8 protein-coding genes are annotated in these 6,680 nt (G+C 61.4%); 3 read left to right on the top strand and 5 right to left on the bottom strand.

Going from position 1 to position 6,680, the window contains the following annotated elements; translation table 11 throughout:
• Positions 1 to 88: 88 nt before the first annotated feature.
• The gene (locus tag EOB59_RS33110; RefSeq protein WP_128290185.1) at positions 89 to 658 is read right to left on the bottom strand and encodes a hypothetical protein; all 570 of its coding nucleotides are present in this window, start codon (positions 656 to 658) and stop codon (positions 89 to 91) included.
• A gap of 255 nt (positions 659 to 913) precedes the next feature.
• Between EOB59_RS33110 and EOB59_RS33105 the strand changes: the two genes are divergently transcribed.
• Positions 914 to 1,228, top strand: a complete 315-nt coding sequence (locus tag EOB59_RS33105; RefSeq protein ID WP_127809883.1) for a YMGG-like glycine zipper-containing protein — start codon at positions 914 to 916, stop codon at positions 1,226 to 1,228.
• Positions 1,229 to 1,511: 283 nt separating this feature from the next.
• Here EOB59_RS33105 and EOB59_RS33100 read toward each other — a convergent pair whose 3' ends face one another.
• A complete protein-coding gene (locus EOB59_RS33100) occupies positions 1,512 to 2,117 on the bottom strand; it encodes a hypothetical protein (RefSeq protein WP_128290184.1) in 606 nt (201 codons plus the stop codon).
• 49 nt (positions 2,118 to 2,166) lie between these two features.
• Here EOB59_RS33100 and EOB59_RS33095 point away from each other — a divergent pair, with 49 nt between their 5' ends.
• The gene (locus EOB59_RS33095) at positions 2,167 to 2,601 is read left to right on the top strand and encodes a hypothetical protein (protein WP_128290183.1); all 435 of its coding nucleotides are present in this window, start codon (positions 2,167 to 2,169) and stop codon (positions 2,599 to 2,601) included.
• 5 nt (positions 2,602 to 2,606) lie between these two features.
• On the opposite strand, the gene EOB59_RS35750 is transcribed toward EOB59_RS33095, so the two are convergent.
• Positions 2,607 to 3,896 carry a hypothetical protein gene (locus EOB59_RS35750; RefSeq protein ID WP_206622095.1) on the bottom strand — a complete coding sequence of 430 codons (1,290 nt, stop codon included), beginning with the start codon at positions 3,894 to 3,896 and terminating at the stop codon, positions 2,607 to 2,609.
• Between the two features lie 56 nt (positions 3,897 to 3,952).
• On the opposite strand from EOB59_RS35750, the gene EOB59_RS35745 reads away from it, so the two are divergent.
• Complete coding sequence (locus EOB59_RS35745) at positions 3,953 to 4,327, top strand: hypothetical protein (RefSeq protein ID WP_206622094.1); 375 nt, start codon at positions 3,953 to 3,955, stop codon at positions 4,325 to 4,327.
• Between the two features lie 64 nt (positions 4,328 to 4,391).
• On the opposite strand, the gene EOB59_RS33085 is transcribed toward EOB59_RS35745, so the two are convergent.
• Both EOB59_RS33085 and EOB59_RS33080 read right to left on the bottom strand, forming a co-directional pair.
• Positions 4,392 to 4,712 (bottom strand): hypothetical protein, encoded by a 321-nt coding sequence (locus EOB59_RS33085; RefSeq protein ID WP_128290182.1) that lies wholly within the window; start codon positions 4,710 to 4,712, stop codon positions 4,392 to 4,394.
• Positions 4,709 to 6,463 (bottom strand): portal protein, encoded by a 1,755-nt coding sequence (locus EOB59_RS33080; protein ID WP_128290181.1) that lies wholly within the window; start codon positions 6,461 to 6,463, stop codon positions 4,709 to 4,711. The genes EOB59_RS33085 and EOB59_RS33080 overlap by 4 nt, the downstream gene beginning before the upstream one ends.
• Between the last annotated feature and the right edge of the window lie 217 nt (positions 6,464 to 6,680).

Genomic DNA, 6,680 nt, shown 5'->3' with positions numbered 1-6,680 from the left:
AGATGCAGATGAAGGTTAGCGCTCTGCGCGAGACGACCCCCTCTGTCGCCTTCGGCGACATCTCCCCCTCAAGGAGGGAGATTAGCGGCTAGTTATCCCCCCAGTTCTCCCAAAGCAGCGTGATCGTGCCCGTCACGGCAATCGTCCCGTCGGCGTCGATATCCGTCCCGGTGGCGAACGCCAGGTTGAGATAGAGGTCGACCGGCGTCGTCGTCCCATCCAGCGTCGCGGCGGCGGCGATGTCGGTGGCCGAGGCGGTGGACAGCGCGGCGCCAGTGCCGTCGAGTGTACGCGCGGTCGAGGCCAGCACGTTGACCATGGTCGAGACCAGCGTCGCGCTCGATGCAGCCGCCGAACCCAGAGACCAGGTCAGCGCCGCATTGTCGTTGATGGTCGTCGCGCGGGTGCCGAGCACAGCGAACTGCAGCCGCGCCGTGCCGCCCTTGATGCGCACCTTGCCCTCAGTGAAGTCGAAGATCTTCTGGGCGGCATAGGCCAGCGCGTCGGTGACCGGCACCTGCATGCCGGCGAAGGTGAACACGGTGCGGTACGCTCCGCCCTGCCCTGTGGTGACGGCTTTCAGGCCGGGCCTGGGCGGGGCAAGGCCGGCCTCGCGGGCGGCGGGACGGGCAAGCGTCCGGGGAAGACCTCGGGTCATGGCATTTCTCCATTTTTCAGTGGCAATTCGGGCAGCGCGACCAATCAAGCCCCATCGGGGCGAGCCGTCGAAGGCTGAATCATTTTGACAAGGAGCACCGCTAGCGCCTTGTTCGAAAGAGATGTTTTCGGCCGCCGGTCTATCAACGCCCGAGAAACCATGTCTTATATCGTGAGGCCTCGTGCCCCCGTTCCGCCGCAATGCGACCGCACGTGGCCAGCCATAGGGATTTCAGGCCTTCAAGGGAGACCGCACATGAACTTTCACAAAGCCATCGCCGCCGTGCTGATGACTGCAGCACTCGCAGGCTGCGCACAGACCGAAGGCCAGCAGCGGGCCGGAACCGGCGCGCTGATCGGCGGCGCCGGCGGCGCCCTCGTCGGCCAGGCCATCGGCGGCAACACCGAAAGCACGCTCATCGGCGCCGGCGCCGGCGCCCTGCTCGGCGCGGTCGTCGGCAGTTCCACCACACCGCAGCGCCGCGGCGAACAGATGTGCCGCTACCAGGACCGCAGCGGCCGCATCTACACCGCGCCCTGCGACGACCGGTATTATAACGGCGACTATTGAGGCGCTGATCTTCCCTTCTCCCCCCGGGGAGAAGGTGGCCGCGCAGCGGCCGGATCAGGGGTGTTCCAGCTTGGCGACACCCCGGGCAACGTTGCGACAGCGTGTTCCCGTTACTGTTCGTAAGGCTCGACCACAGCGAACGGTATTCCCAACGACTCTAGCAGATTGAGAATGCGTTTCGAATGACGAGGCGGAAGGGTATCGCGATCCCGAAATCGTCGCGACCAGCCTTCCCATCTACTTTCAGAATGTATCTGTTCATCGCTCGGCGGGATAGTAATCCTCAGGCAGGTTGATACTGAATTTCCGGGGCGGAACTTTTGAAACGCAGGGGTGCGACCGATAAAAGTGAATTGCTTGCCGTAGAGTCACCGGAATTTTGAGCTATGGCCTTGGCCGACGCATAGGCAATTGAACCGGCTTCCGGGGAATCCGATCCCGAATATCTAGAAAACCGGTAGGGATCGATTACCATGTTGCGGTCAAAATTCTTTGAGACATAACTTTCTGGATCAATCTCTGGAGAATTCTCGAATGGCTCCGTCTCTTCTTCATAATCCATTCGATTCCCGAACGCTTTTCTGACTTTCTCCAAGCCATCCATCAAGGACGCCACATATGGCTTGGATTCAGAGTCACCAATCCTGGATTGAAGCTCGGAAAGCTTGTAGTATAGCGTACCCTTCTTCGTACGATGATCGGGATCATAGATTCCGTTGAGCACGGTTTTGTGCGGGCTGTACGGATCTTTCCAAGGACCCTCCAGGTAGAAAGAATTTGGACCCAAGAGATAATTGTCCAGAAGATCGACCGCAAAGCGCCGCGCGTCTTCTGGACTAATGGAGGTCCCCTTCGTGACGATGGGAGGAAGCGGCTTTCTCTCGACCATAGAATTCTCCGTAAAAACACTCGAATATCAAAAGTATATGGATTAAGACATGATCACACCAATACAGATCATCGTATACGCTTCTGCGCTATCGAATATTTTTGGAGTTCAGTACTTTGGATACGATCAAATAAAAGAAGAAAAATACACTGCGCATATAGAGATAGCTACAAAGCACGGAAAGAAATACGAAGGTACATATGAATGCCAGAAGGATAGGAAGTGCGACATTGACCTGGCGGGAAAATTCTCCATCGAGTTAACCGCCGACGAAGAATCCTACTCGATATATATCGATTACATCGGAGAAGAATTTTCTCCGATGGGATGCTGCTCTTTCTCAAACTGGAAACCGAACATAGATTTTTACAAGACGGGAGTGAAACATACATTCATGATATACAATACAACCGAAAGTAACTTGGTCTATATCGTCCCGAACGGACTTGCGAGACTCGATATAGAAGTCAACGATGAAAAATAGGAACTTTATTGATTTATATTTAAACTAAGCAACACACCCGCATATATCAGTTGAATCACCAGCTTCAAACGAAGGGTAGGATCCGATATCCCGCCAAAAAGATCGCGATTGCCCGTATATGAGTCGCTGACCTTGGCATTATGATTTGCGAACGACATAACCGCTCTCTTGGCTATGGAGTCCGGCAGCGGCTGAACATCCTCAATGCCAAGTTGCTGCTGTGCCGCCACGGATCGAATGATTGCACCCTGATAATCCGCGTTTTTTGACGCATCGTTCCAGGCCAACTCAATGTCAGGGAATATCTGGCGGACGTAGCCGCCAGGATCGGCGGTCCTTGCCTTCAGGTTGCGCGAAGCTGCCTCATTGAGCGCGCTGTAACGCTCCTGCTCTTCCAGCGAACTTCCCGGCCCAGGCTCCGCATCGCTCAGTGCTGCGTGGATGGCCTGGTTGGACATCGTTCGCATGTCGAAGGTTTGGCGGCCGACATCCAGCTTTAGGCTGAAGTCCCTGTACTGTTCGCCGCCCTCCTCAGTGCCATAGACGGCGGCGAAGTCCCCGGGGCTGGGCATATTGCCGGCATAGCTGCCTGTGTTGGCGATTGCGTCCGGAGCGTTCTGCGAAGCGAGGGTGATGTTGGTGCGCGCCTCGATCAGTTGGGCCGTGTTCGCGGCGTGCGCCTGGTCAATCAGTCGCCGAATGTCGTTTGGAGATAGGTTGGCGAGAGGGTAGGCTGCCGGCTTGGTCACGATCGGATCGGGCACCGGATCGGACGTTCGCTTTCCAATGCGGTCGCCTTTCCCAAAGCTGCCTGCCGCTTGGATGGCATCGCCGGGGGCCTCTCTGCCGGAGGTCGGCGTCCCGACGCCAAACATCTCCAGCGCGCGCTTCGGGTCCCTGGCGATCAGCGCCTCGAACCGCGCCTTGGCGGCGGTGCTGACCCAGTCCTTCACCACCTGCTGCCTGATCTGCGGGTCGAGGCCCCTCTTGGAGATCAGGTCGAGTCCGTCCTGCCTGGCCGTTTCGAAGCTGACGGTGTCGTCGGGGTCGGCCTTGCCTATTGCGGTGGTGATGGCTTGGAGCACCGTGGTCGTTTCGACCTGCTCGTAGTCCTTGCGCTGCTGGAGCTGCCGCTGCGCCATGCGCCGCGCGCCAACCACCCGCATCGCCTCCTTCTGCCCAGCGAAGTTGGCGCGCTGGCTCTCGGGCATGCCAGGCAAGGCATCGTCGAACAGCGTGTCGAACAGGCCTGATTTGACCACCTGGCCGCTACGCGGGTCGACCTGGCCATACATGGCCTCATGCGGGGGGCGCCGTCGGGCGGCACATTCGCCGCCACCTCGTCTTCCGCTTGCGCGATCCGGCCGTTGAACCGGCGCCGTTCCAGCTCGGCGTCGAACGCCTCTTGCTGGTCCTTCATCTGCTGATAGCGCTCGGCGACAGCGGAAAACTGGTCGCCAAGCCCCTGCATGGCGCCGCCGATCGGCGATCCCTGGGGATATTGCGCCGCATTGCCGGTATCGAGCCGGCGCTGGGCAATGGAGAGAGGAATAATGCTGACCATTGGCTGTTTCCTGCCCAACTGGCTTTGAACAAAAGGGCGTGCGGCGCGGGCGATCACGGCAGGGCCGGGCCGCACGCTGGCTGTCGCGTTCACGGGTTTTGTCGGTTCGACTTTTCTGGAAAATCCTGGAGCGGTGCTGCCCTGGTGGGTCGGTGGACCTGAGGCGCCGGCGCCGAAACAGCCAATCTCCCCCCTCGTGGGGGAGATCGGCAGCTTCAGGGCTCCGCTACCCCTCCGCCCGCGCCGCCTTCTCCAGCGCCGCAAGCTGAGCATCGTCCAGCGTCAGGAACCCCATGATATGCTGCACCACCTCGGCGCGCGCATTGCTCAAGGCGCTGTGTAGCTCAAACCCGTTCGGCGTCCGGGTACGCGCCATCCACTCGCCATAGGACGGACGCCGGTAATAGCCGGTCGTCGCCGCGAGATCGGCGAGCACCATCTCGCCGTCCTCGCCGGAAAACACCCGGAGATAGGCCTTGGCCAGCGCGTCCCGCGCCCTGGCAGGACTGCCGGCCTGGCCGGAATGAGCGAAGCGTTTCCGGCTCATGCGCCGTTACCCGTCGGACCGACGGGCTGCCCACTCTGACCACCGCCGCCCAGCATATCCTGCAACCCGTCGAGCAAGCCGCTGTCGCGTGCCTGCACCGCCGCCGGCACAGCGTCCTTGGCGGCCTTGCCGGCCGTGGCGATCGCCGCCATGCCGGCCTGCGCCTGGCTGGCCTTGGCGCGGGCATCGCGTAACTCGTCCACCTCCTCCTTGCGGCGAAAGATGCGCTGCGGGCTGCGGCCGGCGCTCTGCACGATCTTGATCGCCTCGTCGCTGTCGATATTGTCCATCACGCCTGGATCGAACTGCGCCATCTGCATGGCCGTCGTCACCACCTGGATGGTGTCGCGCGCCTCGGCCGAGCGCCTGAGCACGTCGAGTGGGCCGGTGAAGGTCGGCCGCACCGCCTTGCCGGCCAGGCTCTCCGGTGGCACGAAGCGGCTGTCCTCCTCATAGAGCCCCTTGTCCTCGAGAATGCCGAGCTCGCGGTCGAGATTGCTGGCAAAGCCCGCCTGGATGATCGAGCCGGACGGCCCGAGCAGCGCGCCCTTCTCCTCTTGCCTGATCAGCGCTTCAGTCGCCGTCATCTGCGGGTTCTGCACCAGCGTCTGGAACAAATTGACGAACATCATGTCGCGGATCTCGTCGGCGCGGCTCTGCGCGTAGTTGAAGGCATAGGTCGGGTTCTGCCCGGTCGAGATCGGTGCGATCAGCGGCCTGCCATTGTCGTCGATCAGGCCCGGATAATTCTCGCCCGGATTGAGCACCGGCACATAGTCGAGCCGCGCCTTCGAGGCGGTGGCCGGGTCGGTGATCTGCTGCAAGGCACGAAGCCCCGAGCGGCGCACCGCGTTCTCCTCGCGCACGGTCGTCAGAGCTTCGATAGCAGGCGAGATGCCATAGGGGTCGCCCTCGTAGCGCCGCCAGTTGAAGGTCGACACCGGAAACGTGCGAAAACCGCTTTCCCGCACGATCTCCTCCTCGTCCTCGATGACGTGGTAGGAGGCGAAGGCCGTGTCGAGATATTGGTACTGGCCGCCCAGCCGATACATCTTGCGTTCGTCGCGCGGCTCAATGCACTGGATCAGCGAGATTTTCGTCTCGCATTTGGCTGGATCGTCGACCAGAACCTTGATCCGCGCCGGCAGTCTGTCATACCCGAGCAGCTGCGCCGCCTGCCGCGCCGTGCGCTCGTAGCGGCGGTGGAAAATGTCGACCTGGCCCCAGCGGTTGCGGCTGAGATAGCCCTCGACCACGGGGATCGAGGCATAGCGGATCAGCGTCGCGCCGAACCCTTCCTCGGCATAGAGATAGGCCGGGCCATAGCGCACGACATTGCGGAGGCAGGCTTGGGTGGCCGGCACGAAATTCGAATTGGCGGAGTAGCGCAGCGCAAACAGGAAATCGCGCAAGGCCTCCGCCCATTCCTTTTCCTCATCGGTCTCCTCGTCGTTCATCGCGGCGGTCGACAGCCCGTGCCATTTTTCCGACTGCGGGATGATCAGGCTTTCCAGCCCGGCGGCCAGCCGGTTGGCGGCCGAGTTGATGGTGTTGGCATAGACGCGGGCGCCGCGCCGCTCCTGCCGCTCGGCCTGCGAGTCCGGGCCGCCGGTCCGGCGGCCGCTCCAGATATCGGGCGCATCGGGGTCGCAGAACTCCGCCACCTGCTCCCACACAGCCTCATACTGGCTGCGCTCGCTCTCGAGCTCGGACTGGCGGGACAGGATATTGCGGGCGCGGGTGTCGGTCATGGGAGGCCTCGCTGGGGTATGAGATGGGGTTGATAAGGGCGCGCGGCGCCGAAGCTGCTGATCTCCCTCCTTGAGGGGAGATGGCCGGCAGGCCAGAGGGGGTCGTCTCGCATGGAGCGCTAGCATTCTCTTTTTAAGCCTGAAGGTCGCGTCCCGTCGTACCGACCCCTCTGTCGCCTTCGGCGACATTTCCCCCTCGAGGGGAGAGATTGGCCAG

Source organism: Mesorhizobium sp. M7A.F.Ca.MR.176.00.0.0 (assembly GCF_004023165.1).
In the GTDB taxonomy this organism is placed as follows: Bacteria; Pseudomonadota; Alphaproteobacteria; order Rhizobiales; family Rhizobiaceae; genus Mesorhizobium.
This window is presented reverse-complemented; position numbering and strand designations above follow the sequence as displayed.